The organism is Nocardia neocaledoniensis (assembly GCF_003182135.1).
In the GTDB taxonomy this organism is placed as follows: Bacteria; Actinomycetota; Actinomycetes; order Mycobacteriales; family Mycobacteriaceae; genus Nocardia; species Nocardia neocaledoniensis.
In genome coordinates this window covers 68,123-83,433 of record NZ_QGTL01000014.1, presented here as the reverse complement: position 1 = coordinate 83,433, position 15,311 = coordinate 68,123, and the positions used below count along the sequence as shown (strand labels likewise).

At 71.1% G+C, this 15,311-nt stretch carries 12 protein-coding genes; 5 read left to right on the top strand and 7 right to left on the bottom strand.

Translation table 11 applies throughout. From position 1 onward, the window contains the following. Positions 1-53 precede the first annotated feature (53 nt). Positions 54-1,439 (top strand): class II 3-deoxy-7-phosphoheptulonate synthase, encoded by a 1,386-nt coding sequence (locus DFR69_RS28740; protein WP_110040895.1) that lies wholly within the window; start codon positions 54-56, stop codon positions 1,437-1,439. Positions 1,440-1,527: 88 nt separating this feature from the next. Here DFR69_RS28740 and pknB read toward each other — a convergent pair whose 3' ends face one another. Beyond that, positions 1,528-3,462 carry a Stk1 family PASTA domain-containing Ser/Thr kinase gene (gene pknB, locus DFR69_RS28735; protein WP_110040894.1) on the bottom strand — a complete coding sequence of 645 codons (1,935 nt, stop codon included), beginning with the start codon at positions 3,460-3,462 and terminating at the stop codon, positions 1,528-1,530. 133 nt (positions 3,463-3,595) lie between these two features. Here pknB and DFR69_RS28730 point away from each other — a divergent pair, with 133 nt between their 5' ends. Then, entirely contained in the window at positions 3,596-3,964 is a 369-nt protein-coding gene (locus DFR69_RS28730; RefSeq protein ID WP_186817465.1) for an Rv2175c family DNA-binding protein, read from the top strand. 28 nt (positions 3,965-3,992) lie between these two features. On the opposite strand, the gene DFR69_RS28725 is transcribed toward DFR69_RS28730, so the two are convergent. Then, positions 3,993-6,071, bottom strand: a complete 2,079-nt coding sequence (locus tag DFR69_RS28725; protein ID WP_110040790.1) for a heavy metal translocating P-type ATPase — start codon at positions 6,069-6,071, stop codon at positions 3,993-3,995. Positions 6,072-6,098: 27 nt separating this feature from the next. On the opposite strand from DFR69_RS28725, the gene DFR69_RS28720 reads away from it, so the two are divergent. After that, on the top strand, positions 6,099-6,461 hold the full coding sequence (locus DFR69_RS28720; protein WP_110040789.1) for an ArsR/SmtB family transcription factor: 363 nt from the start codon (positions 6,099-6,101) through the stop codon (positions 6,459-6,461). A gap of 31 nt (positions 6,462-6,492) precedes the next feature. Here DFR69_RS28720 and DFR69_RS28715 read toward each other — a convergent pair whose 3' ends face one another. The 4 genes from DFR69_RS28715 to DFR69_RS28700 all read right to left on the bottom strand — a co-directional run bounded on the left by DFR69_RS28715 (position 6,493) and on the right by DFR69_RS28700 (position 12,199). Further along, the gene (locus DFR69_RS28715; RefSeq protein WP_110040892.1) at positions 6,493-7,578 is read right to left on the bottom strand and encodes a phytoene/squalene synthase family protein; all 1,086 of its coding nucleotides are present in this window, start codon (positions 7,576-7,578) and stop codon (positions 6,493-6,495) included. Between the two features lie 68 nt (positions 7,579-7,646). Continuing rightward, positions 7,647-9,308, bottom strand: a complete 1,662-nt coding sequence (locus DFR69_RS28710; RefSeq protein WP_244198505.1) for an alpha-(1->6)-mannopyranosyltransferase A — start codon at positions 9,306-9,308, stop codon at positions 7,647-7,649. A 102-nt stretch (positions 9,309-9,410) separates the two neighbouring features. Beyond that, entirely contained in the window at positions 9,411-11,039 is a 1,629-nt protein-coding gene (gene crtI / locus DFR69_RS28705) for a phytoene desaturase family protein (protein WP_110040788.1), read from the bottom strand. A 5-nt stretch (positions 11,040-11,044) separates the two neighbouring features. Then, positions 11,045-12,199 carry a polyprenyl synthetase family protein gene (locus DFR69_RS28700; RefSeq protein WP_373867107.1) on the bottom strand — a complete coding sequence of 385 codons (1,155 nt, stop codon included), beginning with the start codon at positions 12,197-12,199 and terminating at the stop codon, positions 11,045-11,047. Positions 12,200-12,464: 265 nt separating this feature from the next. On the opposite strand from DFR69_RS28700, the gene DFR69_RS28695 reads away from it, so the two are divergent. Continuing rightward, a complete protein-coding gene (locus DFR69_RS28695; protein ID WP_373867106.1) occupies positions 12,465-13,466 on the top strand; it encodes a methylenetetrahydrofolate reductase in 1,002 nt (333 codons plus the stop codon). 4 nt (positions 13,467-13,470) lie between these two features. Here DFR69_RS28695 and DFR69_RS28690 read toward each other — a convergent pair whose 3' ends face one another. Further along, a complete protein-coding gene (locus DFR69_RS28690; RefSeq protein ID WP_110040787.1) occupies positions 13,471-13,983 on the bottom strand; it encodes a DinB family protein in 513 nt (170 codons plus the stop codon). Positions 13,984-14,139: 156 nt separating this feature from the next. Between DFR69_RS28690 and DFR69_RS28685 the strand changes: the two genes are divergently transcribed. Next, positions 14,140-15,300 (top strand): Fic family protein, encoded by a 1,161-nt coding sequence (locus DFR69_RS28685; RefSeq protein WP_308633265.1) that lies wholly within the window; start codon positions 14,140-14,142, stop codon positions 15,298-15,300. Positions 15,301-15,311 lie beyond the last annotated feature (11 nt).

Genomic DNA, 15,311 nt, shown 5'->3' with positions numbered 1-15,311 from the left:
TATACGGGGCACGCGCGTGACCTGCGCACGCGATGGTTCCGTATTCTGATCTGGTGACCTGGACCGTCGACGTACCCATTGACCGCCTGCCGGAACTGCCGCCGCTGCCCGCCGAGTTGCGCAGCAGGCTCGACGCCGCCTTGGCCCGGCCCGCGCTGCAACAGCCGTCCTGGGACGCCGACGAGGCCGCCACGATGCGCACCGTGCTCGAGAGCGTGCCGCCGATCTGCCTGCCCGCGGAGGTGGAGGAGCTCAAGTCCCAGCTCGCCGCCGTCGCGCGCGGCGAGGCGTTCCTCATGCAGGGCGGTGACTGCGCGGAGACCTTCGCCGACAACACCGAACCGCACATCCGCGGCAACATCCGCACCCTGCTGCAGATGGCCGTGGTGCTCACCTACGGCGCGAGCCTGCCGGTGGTGAAGGTGGCCCGGATCGCGGGCCAGTACGCCAAGCCGCGCTCGAGCGACATCGACGCGCTCGGCCTCAAGTCCTACCGCGGCGACATGGTCAATTCGCTGGTCGCCGACGAGGCGCTGCGTCGCCACGATCCCTCGCGCCTGGTCCGCGCCTACGCCAACGCCAGCGCCGCGATGAACCTGGTCCGCGCGCTCACCACCGCCGGCATGGCCGACCTGCACAAGGTGCACGACTGGAACCGCGACTTCGTGGCCCAGTCGCCCGCGGGCGCGCGCTACGAGGCGCTGGCCGAGGAGATCGACCGCGGCCTGCGGTTCATGACCGCCTGCCAGGTGAACGATCCGAGCCTGAAGTCGGCCCGCATCTACGCCTCGCACGAGGCGCTGGTGCTCGACTACGAGCGCGCGATGCTGCGGCTGAGCGAGAGCGAGACCGGCGAGCCGCTGCTCTACGACCTGTCCGCGCACTTCCTGTGGATCGGCGAGCGCACCCGTCAGCTCGACGGCGCCCACATCGCGCTGGCCGAGCTGCTGGCCAACCCGATCGGCCTGAAGATCGGCCCGACCACCACGCCCGACCAGGCCGTGGAGTACGTCGAGCGGCTCGACCCCAACAACGAGCCGGGCCGGCTGACCCTGGTGGCCCGCATGGGCAACGGCAAGGTGCGCGACGTGCTGCCGCCGATCATCGAGAAGGTGCAGGCCACCGGTCACCAGGTGATCTGGCAGTGCGACCCGATGCACGGCAACACCCACGAGTCCTCGACCGGCTTCAAGACCCGCCACTTCGACCGCATCGTCGACGAGGTGCAGGGCTTTTTCGAGGTACACCGCGCCCTGGGCACCCATCCCGGCGGCCTGCACATCGAGCTGACCGGCGAGAACGTCACCGAGTGCCTGGGCGGCGCGCAGGACATCTCCGACCTCGACCTCGAGGACCGCTACGAGACCGCCTGCGATCCCCGCCTGAACACCCAGCAGTCCCTGGAACTGTCGTTCCTCGTCGCGGAGATGCTGCGCTAGTCGACCGGGTGGAGCCCGGGCGCGGTCAGCGGTTGCCGCGCCCGGGCTTTTCCCTGTCCTTGTCGTCTTTGTCCGGGGCCTGTGCTCTTCAAGGCAGGGCGGTCAGCGATACGACGCTGCCCGCCTCCACATTCGAGTTGAATCCGGGAACCTGGCCGATCACCAGCGAGCTGTCGGAGTCGGTCAGTGATTTGACCTCCACCCGCAGGCCCAGCTGCTGCAGTTTCGAGCGGGCGTTGCCGACGCTCTGGCCCATCACGTTGGGCACCTTCACCGCGTTCGACACGATCAGCGTGACGCTGTCACCGGACTGCAGGGTCGTACCGACGGCGGGTTCGGTGGCGATCGCCTTGTCGCCCTCGATGCTCTTGTCGTACTGCACGCGGGTCTCCCGGACGGTGAGCCCCGCGGTGGTGAGCGCTTCGGCGGCCTCCTCGGCCGTCTTGCCGCGGACATCGGGCACATTGACCGGCTGCGAGCCCTTGCTGCGATAGACCTTCACCTGCGCGCCCATCGGCAGGACGGTGCCCGGCGCCGGATCCACCTTCGCCAGCGAGCCCTTCGGCGCCGTGCTCGGCGCCTCGCCCGCGTCGATCGGCTGCAGGCCCGCGTCGCGGATCGCCTCGTTGGTGGCGCTGATCTGGTCGCCCGGCTTGATGTCGGGCACGCGCGGCTTGCCGTTGGAGATCAGCACCGCGATGGTCGAGCTCTTGGTGACCCGGGAGCCCGCCGAGGGATCGGTGCCGACGACCCCGCCCACCGGAATGGTGTCGGAGGCCTTGTTGCGCAGCACCGTCTCGAATCCGGCTTCCTGCAGCACCGCGACGGCCCGCTCGGAATCCATGCCCGCGATGGGTGGCACCGAGGTGTAGCGGCCGACACCGAGCCACCAGCCACCGATCCCGACCAGCAGGGTCAGCGCGGTGACGATCGCGGCCCACACCATGCCGGTGCGGCGCGAGGCGGCCTCGTTGGGCACGTACGGGTGGTGCGGCGCGGGGACGTGTGCCGGGGCGTACTCGTCGGCCCGCGGGCGCGGGGCGGTGACGACCTTGGTGTGCTGGGGCTGATGATCGAGCCCCGGCGAGGGATGCGCTGCCATCGGGTGCGGGGTCACCGGGCGGTCGCCGGGATGGTGCGCGGCGCCGGTCCGGTAGCTCTCGCTGAGATGTTCGGCCGAATCCCGCGGCGCCGGAACACGATACGGCGGCAGGGCGAGTTCCATCGCGATCGTCTGCAGCCGCGCCGCCATCTCGTTGGCGTCGGCGAAGCGCTGCTGCGGGTCGCGGGCGGTGGCCTTGGCGACCAGCTCGTCGAGCTCCGGCGGCACCCCGTCGATGAACTGGCTCGGCGGCGGCACGTCGTTCTCCACCCGCTGATACGCCACCGACAGCGAGTTGTCGCCGGTGAAGGGCACCCGGCCGGTGAGCAGTTCGAAGATCAGGATGCCGAAGGAGTACACGTCCGAGCGCGCGTCGGCGGTGCCGGTGGTGACCTGCTCGGGGGAGAGGTAGGCGGCGGTGCCGAGGATGACGCTCGCGGAGGTGGTGTTCGCGGCGGCCACGGCGCGGACCAGGCCGAAGTCGGCGATCTTCACCTCGCCGCCGTCGGAGATCAGCACGTTCTCCGGTTTGATGTCGCGGTGCACCAGGCCCGCGTCGTGCGCGGTGCCGATGGCGCGCAGCACGGGCTCGGCGACGGCGCGCACGGCGTGCGGCGGCATCGGGCCGCGTTCGCGCAGCAGTTCGCGCAGCGTGCCGCCCTCGACCAATTCCATGATCAGGAACGGGTATTCACCGTCGATGCCCTGGTCGTACACGGCGACCAGCGACGGATGCTTGAGCTTGGCGACCGCGCGCGCCTCGAACTCGAAGCGGGTCAGGAACTGGGGGTCCCCGGCGAATTTCGGGTCCATCACCTTGATCGCGACCGGACGATCCAGCCGGGTGTCCGTGCCGCGGAACACCATCGACATTCCGCCGCGCGCGATCGGCGCATCGATGCGATAGCGCCCTTCCAGCATCTGGCCGATCAAGTGATGTCCTCCGGCAGTAACGACGAGCGAATGGCCACCGTGTGCGGCCCCCACGATCGTAGCGGGGCGCCACCGCTGTGCCCGACGATGCGTGCCGGGCCACACGTACTACCCTGTGCGGGTGAGTGCCTTCCCCTGCAGCGACGACGTGCTGCCCGACACCGAAACCCTCCTCCCGCTGCCCGAGGTCGCCGAACTGCTCGGCATCCCGGTCACCGCCGTGCACCAGCTGCTGCGTGACCATCAGATCCTCGCGGTCCGCCGGGGCGGTGTCGCCGGGATCCCGGCCCGCTTCTTCGACGACAACGACGAGGTCGTCCGGATGCTGCCCGGTCTCATCACGGTGATGCGCGACGGCAAGTACACCGACGAGGACATCCTGCGCTGGATCTTCACCGAGGACGACTCGCTGCCCGGCCGCCCCGTCGACGCCCTGCACGGCCCGCTGGCCCGCGAGGTCGTCCGCCGCGCCGCCGCCGAACCCTTCTGATCCCGAGCTGGGGAGTACCCCGGCGGTCTCACCTTCCGGAGTCCATGGCCTGCTGACGTGCGCGCTGCCAGGCGGCGGAGCGGAGCAGACGCAGCCCGTTGAGGCCGACGATGACGGTCGAGCCCTCGTGCCCGAGCACGCCCAGCGGTAGCGGGAGATGGCCGACCAGGTCCCACACCACCAGGACCGCGATGAACGTCGCGGCGATGGCGAGGTTGGCCAGCACCACCCGGCGGGCCCGGCGCGAGAGCGCGATGACGGTCGGGATGGTGGTCAGATCGTCGCGGACGACGATCGCGTCGGCGGTCTGCACCGTGAGGTCCGATCCCGCGCCACCCATCGCGACGCCCACGTGCGCGGCGGCCAGCGCGGGGGCGTCGTTGATCCCGTCGCCCACCATGGTGACCCGCGCGCCACCGGATTCCAGCGCGCGCACGGTCTCGACCTTCTCGTGCGGGAGCAGGTCGGCGTGTACCTCGGTGATGCCGACCTCCCCGGCGAGCCGCTCCGCCGTGGCGCGATTGTCGCCGGTCAGCAGAACCGGTGCGCTGCCCAGTGATTCGGTGAGCGCGGCCACCGCCTCGGCCGCGCCGGGCCGGACCTGATCGGTGAATCCGAGCACCGCGATCGGCTCGTCGTCACAGGTCACCATCACTGCCGTCCGGCCACGTGCACGCGCCGCCGCGACGAGGTCGGCGGACGCCGGAACGCTGGTGCCGCCGGGCCGCGACGCCACGAGCCGCTCCGGTCCGACCGCGGGTGCCGGATCCACGGGCGAGCCGACGCGCACGAGGTGGTTGTCGACCCGGCCGGAAACACCGCGGCCCGGTCGCGCCGCGAAATCGGTGACGTCGGGGATCGCGATGCCACGCTGACGAGCGGCACGCACGGTGGCGGCGGCCAGGGGGTGTTCGCTGGGGAACTCGACGGCGGCGGCCAGGCGCAGAATCCGGTTCTCGGCGGTCGCGGCATCTGGCTCCGACAGGCTGGGCAGGGGATGGATCTCCACCAGCTCCGGGGTGCCCCGGGTGAGGGTGCCGGTCTTGTCGAAGGCGACGCGGGTGGTGGCGCCGAGTTGTTCCATCACCACCGCCGACTTCACCAGCACGCCGTGACGGCCCGCGTTGGCGATCGCGGCCAGCAGCGGCGGCATGGTGGCCAGCACCACCGCGCAGGGGGAGGCGACGATCATGAAGGTCATCGCGCGCAGCAGCGAATCCCGCAGTGTCGCACCGAGAATCAGCGGCACCGTGAACACCGCGAGGGTGACGATCACCATGCCGATCGAATAGCGCTGCTCGATCTTCTCGATGAACAGCTGGGTCTTGGCCTTGGTGCGGCCCGCTTCCTCGACCAGCGCCGCGATCCGCGCGACGACCGAGTCCCGCGCCCTGCGCTCGACCCGCACCCGCAGCGCGCCGGTGCCGTTGAGCGTGCCGGCGAACACCTCGTCACCGGCGGCCTTGTCGACGGGCAGCGGCTCCCCGGTGATGGTGGCCTGATCGACCTCGCTCGCCCCGTCGACCACGCGCCCGTCGGCCGCGATCCGATCGCCGGGGCGGACCAGGATCACCTCACCCACGGCGAGGTCGGCGGCGGCGACGGTGTGTTCGACCCCGTCGTCGAGCCGGGTCGCCGTGTCGGGGGCCAAGGTGAGCAGGCTGCGCACCGAGTCCTCGGTGCGGCGGGTCGCCAGCGCCTCCAGTGCCCCCGAGGTCGCGAAGATGACGATCAGCAGCGCGCCGTCGATGATCTGCCCGATCGCGGCCGCGCCGATCGCCGCCACCACCATCAGCAGGTCGACGTCGAGAGTCTTCTCGCGCAGGGCCTTCAGTCCTTCGAGGCCCGGCTCCCACCCACCGGTGGCGTAGCAGGCCAGCAGCAGCGTCCACCACAGCCAGCTCGGGCCGCCGGTGAACTTCGCGACCAGGCCGAGCGCGAACAGGGCGGTCGCGGCGGCGGCCCAGCGCATCTCGGGGATGGCGAACAGCCGGGTGCGCGGCACCGCGACGGCGGCCGGGCGGACGGCGGTGGACGAGACCACGAAGCACCTCCGGATCGGGGAAAAGGCACCCGAGAATAACAGATCATATGAAGAGGTATTCATGTGCTAGGGTCGGCTAGACTCCACGCCATGGGACACGGTGTCGAGGGCCGCGACCAGCCGATGAAGCGGCTGGACGCCACTGCCGCCGCGCACGTGGCCACCACCCTGCAGGCGCTGGCGACGCCGAGCCGCCTGCTGATCCTCTCCGAGCTCCGGCAAGGCCCGCGCCCGGTCACCGAGCTCGCCGAGGCGGTGGGGATGGAACAGTCCGCCGTGTCCCATCAGCTGCGGCTGCTGCGCAATCTGGGCCTGGTCACCGGGACGCGCGCCGGGCGCAGCATCGTCTACAGCCTCTACGACAACCACGTCGCCCAGCTGCTGGACGAGGCCGTCTACCACAGCGAACACCTGCGCCTCGGCCTCGCCGAACGCCCCGACATCGCGGGCTGAGCGGACAGCACAGGCGGCGGACGCCGTTCGGTCAGCGCCGTGTCGCGAAACCCTTGGCGGCGACCAGGATTCGGCGCCGATTCGGTACGGTCGCCCGCTGCCGGAAGACCTCGAAATCCGCCGCCTCGATCCGGTCCAGGATCTCGGCGTAGAGCAGCGCGGCCGTGCGGATCGCCGGGCGTACCCGGGGCTCGAGCAGATCGATGCCTGGCTCGGCGCGGCGATAGATATCGCGATTGACGGCGATCAGATGGGCGAGCGCGCGGCGCAGCGGCGGATCGACGCGCCCGGTCGCCCGGCAGGCGCGCAGGTGGTCTTCGTCGACGCCGAACGCGTCCAGTTCCGTCGTGGGCAGATAGACGCGTCCCCGGTCGAGATCCTCGCCGACATCGCGCAGGAAATTCGTGAGCTGGAACGCCTCGCCCAGCGCCGCGGCGGCGGGCTCGGCCTCGCTGACCGGGACGACGGTGCCGAGCACCGGCAGCAGCTGCAGCCCGATGGCCGCCGCCGACCCGCGCATGTACTCCCGCAGCTCGGCCATGGTGGCGTACTGGGTGCGGTGGGTCGCGGTACCGGGGACGTCCATGCGCATGGCGTCGAGGAAGGTCCAGAAGTGCGTGTGCGCGATGTCGTGGCGGCGGATGGTGTCGGCGACGGCGGTGAGGATCTGGTGGCGGCGCGGGTCGGCGGTGTCGACGTCGTCGTTCTCGAGGGCCAGGCGCAGTTGCTTCTCGATCCGGTCGAGGTGCTGGGCCGGGCTGATCGCGGGCGCGTCCGGGACACCGTCGAGCGAGGCGCCGCGCGGGTCGAGCAGGTGGGTGGGGTCGTCGGCATGGTCGACGATGTCGTCCACCATGCGCGCGAACGCGTACAGTGCGTGCACGGCCCGTCGCCGTGGCGGCGTGAGCAGGGTCGTCGCCAGGTGATAGGTGCGGCCGTGTTCGGCGGCGATCCGTCGGCAGGTCGCGTAGGCCGGCTCGAGGCCGAGCGGCGGCCGGGCGGCGGACCGGTTCGGGTGTTCGCGGCTCGCCACGTGGGTGCGTCCGCTTCCGTGGTCGGCGTGCTGATGTGTACCCGGCTCGTCGGTCGGTGCCGCGGCGCGATGTGTATCGCTCATGGCCTCGCCGGTGCTCGGCTGTGGCATGCGCGGTGGGCGCCGGCCCGCGAATCGCTCGCTGCGCTCCCTCATGCCGGGAGGGTCGGCGCCGGATCCTTCGTGGCGGCTCGCGCACTGGCCGAGCGCAGGTGCAGCGGGTCGACGACGCGCAGCGACAGCGCGGCGACCACGGCGGCGAAGGTCGCCAGCGCGACGTGCCAGAAGTTGTACAGGCCGATCGACCCGTCGGGCTGGAACACCAGCATCAGCCAGGTGCAGATGCCCACCAGCCACTGCAGGGTCACCGTCGACAGCGCGAACCCGGCGGCCAGCGCCAGCGGCCACGAGTAGTACCAGGGCAGGGCCGCGGGGGAGAGCAGCACGATGGCGACGAAGGCGATGACGATGCCGAGCACGGCCTCGCGCTCGGAGTGCCGGAAGCGCCACCAGATGGCCACCAGCAGCGCCACCAGCGCGAACTTGCACAGCTCGCGGGTCACGCTGAGGACGGGATCGAGGCGCAGCGGGGTCACCCAGGTGACCATGTGCGCGAGGATGGTCGGCAGCGACAGCCAGTTGATGATCTTGTTCGAGCCCTGCAGCGCCGTCACCCAGCCGAACCCGACCCCGGCGATGGCCGACGCGGCCAGGAACACCAGCGCGAACACGCTCACGCCGAGACCGGCGATCTTGGCGAAGGTGAACAGCGGATGCGGCATGTCGGCGGTGGCCCTGGCGGCGTCGGGATGCCGCTGGTCCTCCGACACCCCGGCCTCGGGATGCTCGGCGGCGCGCTGGGCCGCGCGGCGTTCCTTCTCGTGCAGGATCCAGATCCACACCAGGAACGGCAGCGCCACCCCGGCGGTCGCCTTGATCGCGACGCCGATGGCGACCACGACGATGCCCGCCACGTGATGGCGTTCCAGCACCAGCGCGATGCCGGCGCACATCAGGCCCACCATGAGCATCTCGTTGTGCACGCCGCCGATGAGGTGGATGAGCACCAGCGGGTTGAGCACCGCCAGCCACAGCGCGACCGTGGGCTTGCCGCCCAGGTGCTTGGTCAGATACGGCACCGCCCACATCATCAGCGCCAGGCCCGGCAGCATCACGAACCGCAGGGCGATGGTGCCCCCGATGACGCTGTCGCCGGTGAGCATCGTGATGGCGCGGCCCATCAGCAGGAACACCGGGCCGTAGGGCGCGGTCGTGGTGGTCCAGACCGGGCTCACGTTCTCGAGCAGCACGCCCGGATTGGCGACGGGACCCACCTGATAGGGGTCGAAACCGTCGCGCAGCAGTGCGCCCTGGGCGAGATAGGAATAGGCGTCGCGGCTGAACATCGGCGCCGCGAACAGCAGCGGGGTGATCCAGATGCCGACGATCGCGCGCAGTTCGTTGAGGGTGACGGTGCCGCCGCCGCCCTTGCCGATCGTGGTGCGGCCGAGGCGAACCCACGCGGTGATCATCATCAGCACGCCGGCCCAGATGAGGATCGTCGAGAGCGCGTACCCGTGCCCGAAGCGCAGCCAGGACAGGTGCAGGGCCTCGAGCAGTGGGTCGCGCTTGCGGACCGCGCCCGCGCCGAACCCGCCGAAGGTGATCATCGCCGCGCCGAAGAAGCCCATCACGGCCGCGTGGCCTTCGGGGCTGCGGGCGAAATCGCCCGCGGTGCGTAGCCACGACCGGACGCCGGGATCGGTCCCGGTGGGCAGGTGGCGCTGCGGCTCGAGGGTGCGCGTGGTGTCCATGGGGCCTACGGTCGTCTCGGGGGGCGGCATCTTCGGTCGGTCCCCCCGGATGGTCGGCGGTCGCAACCGCGAGCTGATGATGTCGGCCGTCAGTTTACGGCTTCACTGTCGAACACTAACCCGGTGGTCGGTCGCGGTGCGCGCCCGGCTGCCCCCGATTCGCGCCGCGGCCAGCTTGCCCGACAGCAGCGTGGTGGGCACACCCACCCCCGGAGTGGTGCCGCAACCTGCGAGAACGACGTTGTCCACGCCCCTTGGCAGGTTGCGGGGCCGGAACGGGCCGGTCTGGCGGAACAGGTGGGCGATCGAGAACGGTGTGCCGGCGATCATGCCCTGGGCGGCCCACGTCGCCGGAGTGTCGACGTGGTCGATACGGAAGTGCTCGGCGATGCCGGTGTAGCCGCGGCGCTCGAGTTCGGTGAGCAGTTCGCCCAGATACGCGGGGGTCAGGCGGGCCCAGTCCAGCGGCGCCGCGTCGAGGTTCGGGCACGGCGCGAGCAGGGAGAACGGTTCGTGGCGGCCGTCGGCGCGGTCGATGTACTGACCGGGGTCGGTGAGGGCGGGCCGGGTGAGCAGCAGCGACGGGTCGCTCATCAGCCGACCCCGCCCGCGCCGTGCGGCGATCTCGGTGAACGTCGACGCCCAGGCCGCGCCGAAGTCGATCGTGTGATGGGCCTGCACGGGCCAGCGGGCCGCGACCTCGGCGGGCACGGTGCCGTGCGCGACCACGGCCGACGGCGAGGCCCGCAGTCCGCGGCGATACCGCAGCCCGAAGCGGGGCAGCGAGCCCAGATCGGCGGTGAGGACGACGGCGTCGCAGGGGTAGCGGGCGCCGTCGACGGTGCGGACCGCCTCGGCGCGCCTGCCCCGGCCGCCACGCGGTCGGCCGGCGGCCGCGCTCGGCGCCTGTGTGCGGTCGCCGACGGGCGCGCGGCCGGTGTAGTCGATCCCGGTGACCTCGGCGCCGAGGACCAACTGCCCGCCCGCCGAGGTGAACGCCGCGGCGAGGGCTGCGGTGATGGCCCGCATGCCGCCCGCCGGGAAGTACACGCCCTGGCAGGTGTCCATGTTCGGGATCGCGCCGTAGAGCGCCAGCGCCTGATCCGGGGCCATCCCCGCGTACAGCGCCTGGAAGGTGAACAGCCGGACCAGGCGTTCGTCGCGCAGGAATCCGCGCACGCGCGGACCGAGCCTGCCGAAACCGCCGAGCCGGGCCAGCCTCGCCAGCGCCGACCTGGCGCCCCGGGTGCGCACCATGTCCAGCGGGGAGTCGAAATCGGCGTCCATGAATTCGTCGAACTCGGCGGCGTAGATCCGGTCGAGCCAGTCGCGCAGGCGCCGGTAGCCGTGGGCGTCGGCGGGTCCGCAGGTGCGGGTCACCTCGGCGGCCATCGCCTCGGCGTCGTCGAAGACGCGGATGTCGGAGCCGTCGGCATACCGGGCGTGATAGGCGGGGGCCAGCCGGTGGATCCGCAGCCCGACGTCCTCGCGGGTGCGGCCGACCGCGGCCAGCGCCTCGTCGATCACCTCGGGCACTGTGAGAACCGTTGCCCCACTGTCGATCTCGTAGTCGTCGAACCGGTAGCGGCCCACCCGGCCGCCCGGGTGATCGGCGCGTTCGAGCACCGTCACCTCGAGGCCCGCGCCCCGCAGATGCAGCGCGGCGGCCAGGCCGGCCAGACCCGCGCCGACCACGACGACGTGATTCATCTGTCCCGCAACGCTTTTCATCCCGATCACGCGGCGCGACGGGTGGCGGCCAGCGCCATGGCGTGCAGCAGCTCTTTCGCGGCGGGGGTGGCGCTGCTGGCCGCGACGGCTGCCAGGCCGGCGTCGGTGAGCTCGGTGATCCGGCGCTCCACGTCGTCGACCGCGCCGAGCTCGGTGAGCAGCGCGCGCAGCCGGTCGACCGCGGAGTCGTCGAGGTCGGTGCCGAGCCCGTCGCGGATGAGCGCGGCGGCGGGCGGCTCGGCCCGGCGCAGCGCCTCGGCGATGAGCACGGTGCGCTTGCCCTCGCGCAGGTCGTCGCCCGAGGGCTTGCCGGTGACGGCCGGGTCGCCGAACACGCCGAGCAGGTCGTCGCGCAGCTGGAAGGCGATCCCGACGTCGGTGCCGTAGGTGCGCAGCGCGGCGACCAGCGCCTCGTCCGCGCCCGCCAGCGCGGCGCCCAGGTGCAGCGGCCGTTCGATCGTGTACGCGGCGGTCTTGTAGCGGTTGATCCGCAGCGCGGCCTCGACCGATTCGTCACCGCCCGCCTCGCCGTTGACGTCGAGCAGCTGACCGCCGAGCACCTCGGTGCGCATCCGCGCCCACACGGGCGCGAAGCGGGTCAGCGCGGCGGGGGTGAGCCCGGCCTCGTGGACCAGGTCGTCGGCCCAGGCCAGGGCCAGATCGCCGATCAGGATCGCGACCGCGGCGCCGTACTCGGCGCCGTCGCCGGGCCAGCCCGCCGCGCGATGGCGGTCCTCGAAGTCGACGTGGACCGTCGGGAACCCGCGCCGGGTCCGGGAGGAATCGATGATGTCGTCGTGCACCAGCGCGCACGCCTGCACCAGTTCCAGCGCCGAGCAGGCGGTGAGCACCGCGGCCGCGTCGGGCCCGCTCGGGTCGCCGCCCGCGCCGAGCCAGCCGGTCCACGCGAAGCCGGGCCTGGTCCGCTTGCCGCCGCGCAGGACGAACTGTTCCAGCGCGTCCGCGGCGTCGACGAAGACCGGTCCCAGCGGATCGACGATCTCGCGCCGGGTGGCGAAGAAATCGGTGAGCACCCGCTCCACCGCGGCGACGAACGCCGGCGTGCCCGGTGTGAGCGCGCCGAGGTCGACCGGGGCCGGGGTGTCGTGGACGGACCGGGCGAGCGGGGTACCGATTCCGGCGGACAGGGTGGCCTCCAGGTGCGAAAAGTGGGCGAGGGATGGACCTGGTCGCGCGCGGTGCCGAAGGCACCGGCGTTCAGTCGCAGGATACGCGGACCCCGGGGTGGCCCGACCGGCGCACATCGCCGGTGCGACCGAGGCCACATCCGGCGTGTCGGCGGCCTCATCGACCACGACTTTCGTGTCCATCCCGGTTGACGGGCCAGCCGGGCCGTGGGCGCGATCAGGGCGTTCGCGCCCCGGTCCGTGCCACCGGCACGGTGCGCACCACTACACTGAACCGGTGACTTTCGACAATGGACGGGGACGTTCGACCCCAGATCGACCCGCCCAGAAGCAGCCGATCGTCTCGAACACCCCCTCGGTGGTGCAGAGCCTGCGGACCCACGCGGGCAGCGGTGTGCCGTTCTCGGTGGAGTTCAATCCGCCGCGCGACGCGGCGGGCGAGGCCCGGCTGTGGCGCGCGGTCCGCGAGTTCGAGTGCATGCACCCGGCCTTCGTGTCGATGACCTACGGCGCCGGCGGGTCCACCAAGGACCGCACCGTGCGCATCACCGGCGAGCTGGCCACCGAGACCACGCTGCTGCCGGTCGCCCACCTCACCGCCGTCGGGCACAGCCTCGACGAACTGCGCGCGCTGGTCGGCTCCTACGCCGATTCGGGCATCCGCAACCTGCTCGTCCTGCGCGGTGACCCGCCGGGCGACCCGCTCGGTGAATGGCGCAAGCATCCCGAGGGCGTGGAGTACGCCGAGGAACTGGTGCGCATCGTCCGCGATCTGGGTGACTTCCACGTCGGTGTCGCCTCGTTCCCGCAGGGCCACCACCGCTCGCCCGATCTCGACCACGACACCCGCTTCCTGGCCGCGAAACTGCGTGCGGGCGCGGAGTATTCGATCACCCAGATGTTCTTCGACGTCGACCACTACCTGCGGCTGCGCGATCGCGTCGTGGCGATGGACCCGGTCGAGGGCGACAAGCCGATCATCCCCGAGCTGATGCCCATCACCTCGCTGCGCACCGTCGCGCGCGCCGAGGAACTGTGCGGCCGCCCGCTGGCGCCCGCCGTCCTCGAGCGCCTGACCAAGGCCGCGGGCACCGGGCCCGAGGAGGACAAGGCCGCCGTGCGCGCCGAGGGCATCCAGATCGCGACCGAGATGGCCCAGCGCCTGATCGACGAGGGCGCCCCCTGCCTGCACTTCATCACCCTCAACTTCGCCAAGGCCACCAGCGAGGTCCTCACCAACCTCGGCTACGGCGTCACGGCGGCCCCGCTCAGCGCCTGAGGCGCTACACGCCGGTCGAGCCGTCGAGACGCTCGCGGAGCAGGTCGGCGTGCCCGTTGTGCCGGGCGTATTCCTCGATCATGTGCACGTAGATCCAGCGCAGGCTGACCTCCTGTCCCGCCAGGCGGCCGGTGTCGGCCAGGTCGCGGCCGGCGCAGAGTTCGCGGGCGCGCGCGATCTGCGCGTCCCAGGTGGCGAGCGCGTCGGCGAGGGTGGCGCCGGGCGCGACGGTGAATCCGCCGTCGGGCCCGTCCGGATCGGCGGCGGGGTCGTAGATCGGCGGCACCCGCTCACCGGCGAAGACCCGCTGGAACCAGTTGCGCTCCACCTCCGCCAGGTGCTGCACCAGCCCGGTCAGCGTGAACCCCGACGGCGGCACCGCCGCAGTGGCCGCCTGCACATCGTCCAACCCGGCGCACTTCCTGGCCAGCGTGACCCGATGGAAGTCCAACCACCCCTCGAGCGTCGCCCGCTCGTCACCGTTGAACGGCGGCACCGGCCTCTCCTGAGAACTCATCCCCCGAGTATGGCCACGACCCCCGACAAGTAGCCGAGCCATCGACTATCAGTGCTACTTTTCGGCGGAAAAGTAGCACTGATCCATTCCGGTGCGCGCTAAGTATCACTACACTCATCTAGTGATACTTTTCCGCCAATAGGTATCACTGGACGAGTGGGGAGGGGTCAGGCTGTGCTTCTGGAGGACTTCTCGATCGACCAGCGAGTGAACCTGGTCCGCGCCGACAAGGAGTATCGCGCCTTCTCCCCGCCGCCGCTCCCACCGTCGGTGTCATTGTCGCCGAAGCTGGTCCGGCGGCTGTCCAGCGCCGACCGGGCCGTCGGTGAGCTGGCCGGTCTCGGGCGGGGACTGTCGAATCAGGACCTGTTCTGCCGTGCGCTGGTGCGGCGCGAAGCGGTGCTGTCGAGCCGGATCGAAGGCACCGTGGCGTCGCTGTCGGATGTCGCCATGTACGAGGCCGAGCGACCGGCACGGCCGCAAGGTGATGTCCAGGAAGTGTTCAACTACATGAGCGCGATGGACCACGTCCTCGATCCGGACCGGCGGCTGCCATTGAGTCTGCCGCTGCTGCGGGAGGCGCATCAGATCCTGATGGCGGGGGTACGTGGTGACTACGCCACGCCGGGCGAATTCCGGCGCAGCCAGAACTGGATCGGTCCACCGGGATCCACGATCGACACAGCGAAATATGTTCCGCCGCCGCCGGAATCGCTGTGGCAGAGCCTGGATGCCTTCGAACACTTCCTGCACGCCGACGGGGAACTGCCACCGCTGCTCGCGATCGCCGCCGTGCATTACCAATTCGAGGCGATACATCCCTTCATCGACGGGAACGGCCGCATCGGCCGCCTGCTCGCGGTGATGCTGCTGGTCGAATGGGGGTTGCTGCCGGGCCCGCTGCTCGACCTGTCGAGCTACATCGAGCCACGCCGGGATCGGTATTACGATGGCCTGCTGCGAGTATCGACCGAGGGGGATTGGCCGGGCTGGTTCGACTTCTTTCTGGAGGTCGTCGAAGAGCAGGCCAGGGACAGTCTGGCCCGTGCCGTCCGCTTGGACGCGCTGCGGACCGAACTCCGGCTGCGCGTCGCCAGGGCCAGATCGTCCGGCCTGCTTCCCGTTCTGGTCGACGAGTTGTTCCGGTCGCCGATCATCAGTATCGCGATTGCCATGAAGGCGCTCGAGGTCAGCCATCGGGCCGCGACGTTGAATATCGAAAAACTGGTGGAGACAGGAATTCTCGTGGAGGTCACCCGGGGTCGCACCCGGTTCTTCGCCGCCCCCGATGTGCTCGCGGTGATGAACGGGACCTGAACGGTGCCGGG

Excerpts from the sequence above, each read along its gene's own strand:
- DFR69_RS28710 (WP_244198505.1), bottom strand. The coding sequence starts at position 9,308 with ATGGACACCACGCGCACCCTCGAGCCGCAGCGCCACCTGCCCACCGGG.
- DFR69_RS28720 (WP_110040789.1), top strand. The coding sequence starts at position 6,099 with ATGGGACACGGTGTCGAGGGCCGCGACCAGCCGATGAAGCGGCTGGAC.
- pknB (WP_110040894.1), bottom strand. The coding sequence starts at position 3,462 with ATGCTGGAAGGGCGCTATCGCATCGATGCGCCGATCGCGCGCGGCGGA.
- DFR69_RS28690 (WP_110040787.1), bottom strand. The coding sequence starts at position 13,983 with ATGAGTTCTCAGGAGAGGCCGGTGCCGCCGTTCAACGGTGACGAGCGG.
- DFR69_RS28715 (WP_110040892.1), bottom strand. The coding sequence starts at position 7,578 with ATGAGCGATACACATCGCGCCGCGGCACCGACCGACGAGCCGGGTACA.
- DFR69_RS28725 (WP_110040790.1), bottom strand. The coding sequence starts at position 6,071 with ATGAATACCTCTTCATATGATCTGTTATTCTCGGGTGCCTTTTCCCCG.
- crtI (WP_110040788.1), bottom strand. The coding sequence starts at position 11,039 with ATGAAAAGCGTTGCGGGACAGATGAATCACGTCGTCGTGGTCGGCGCG.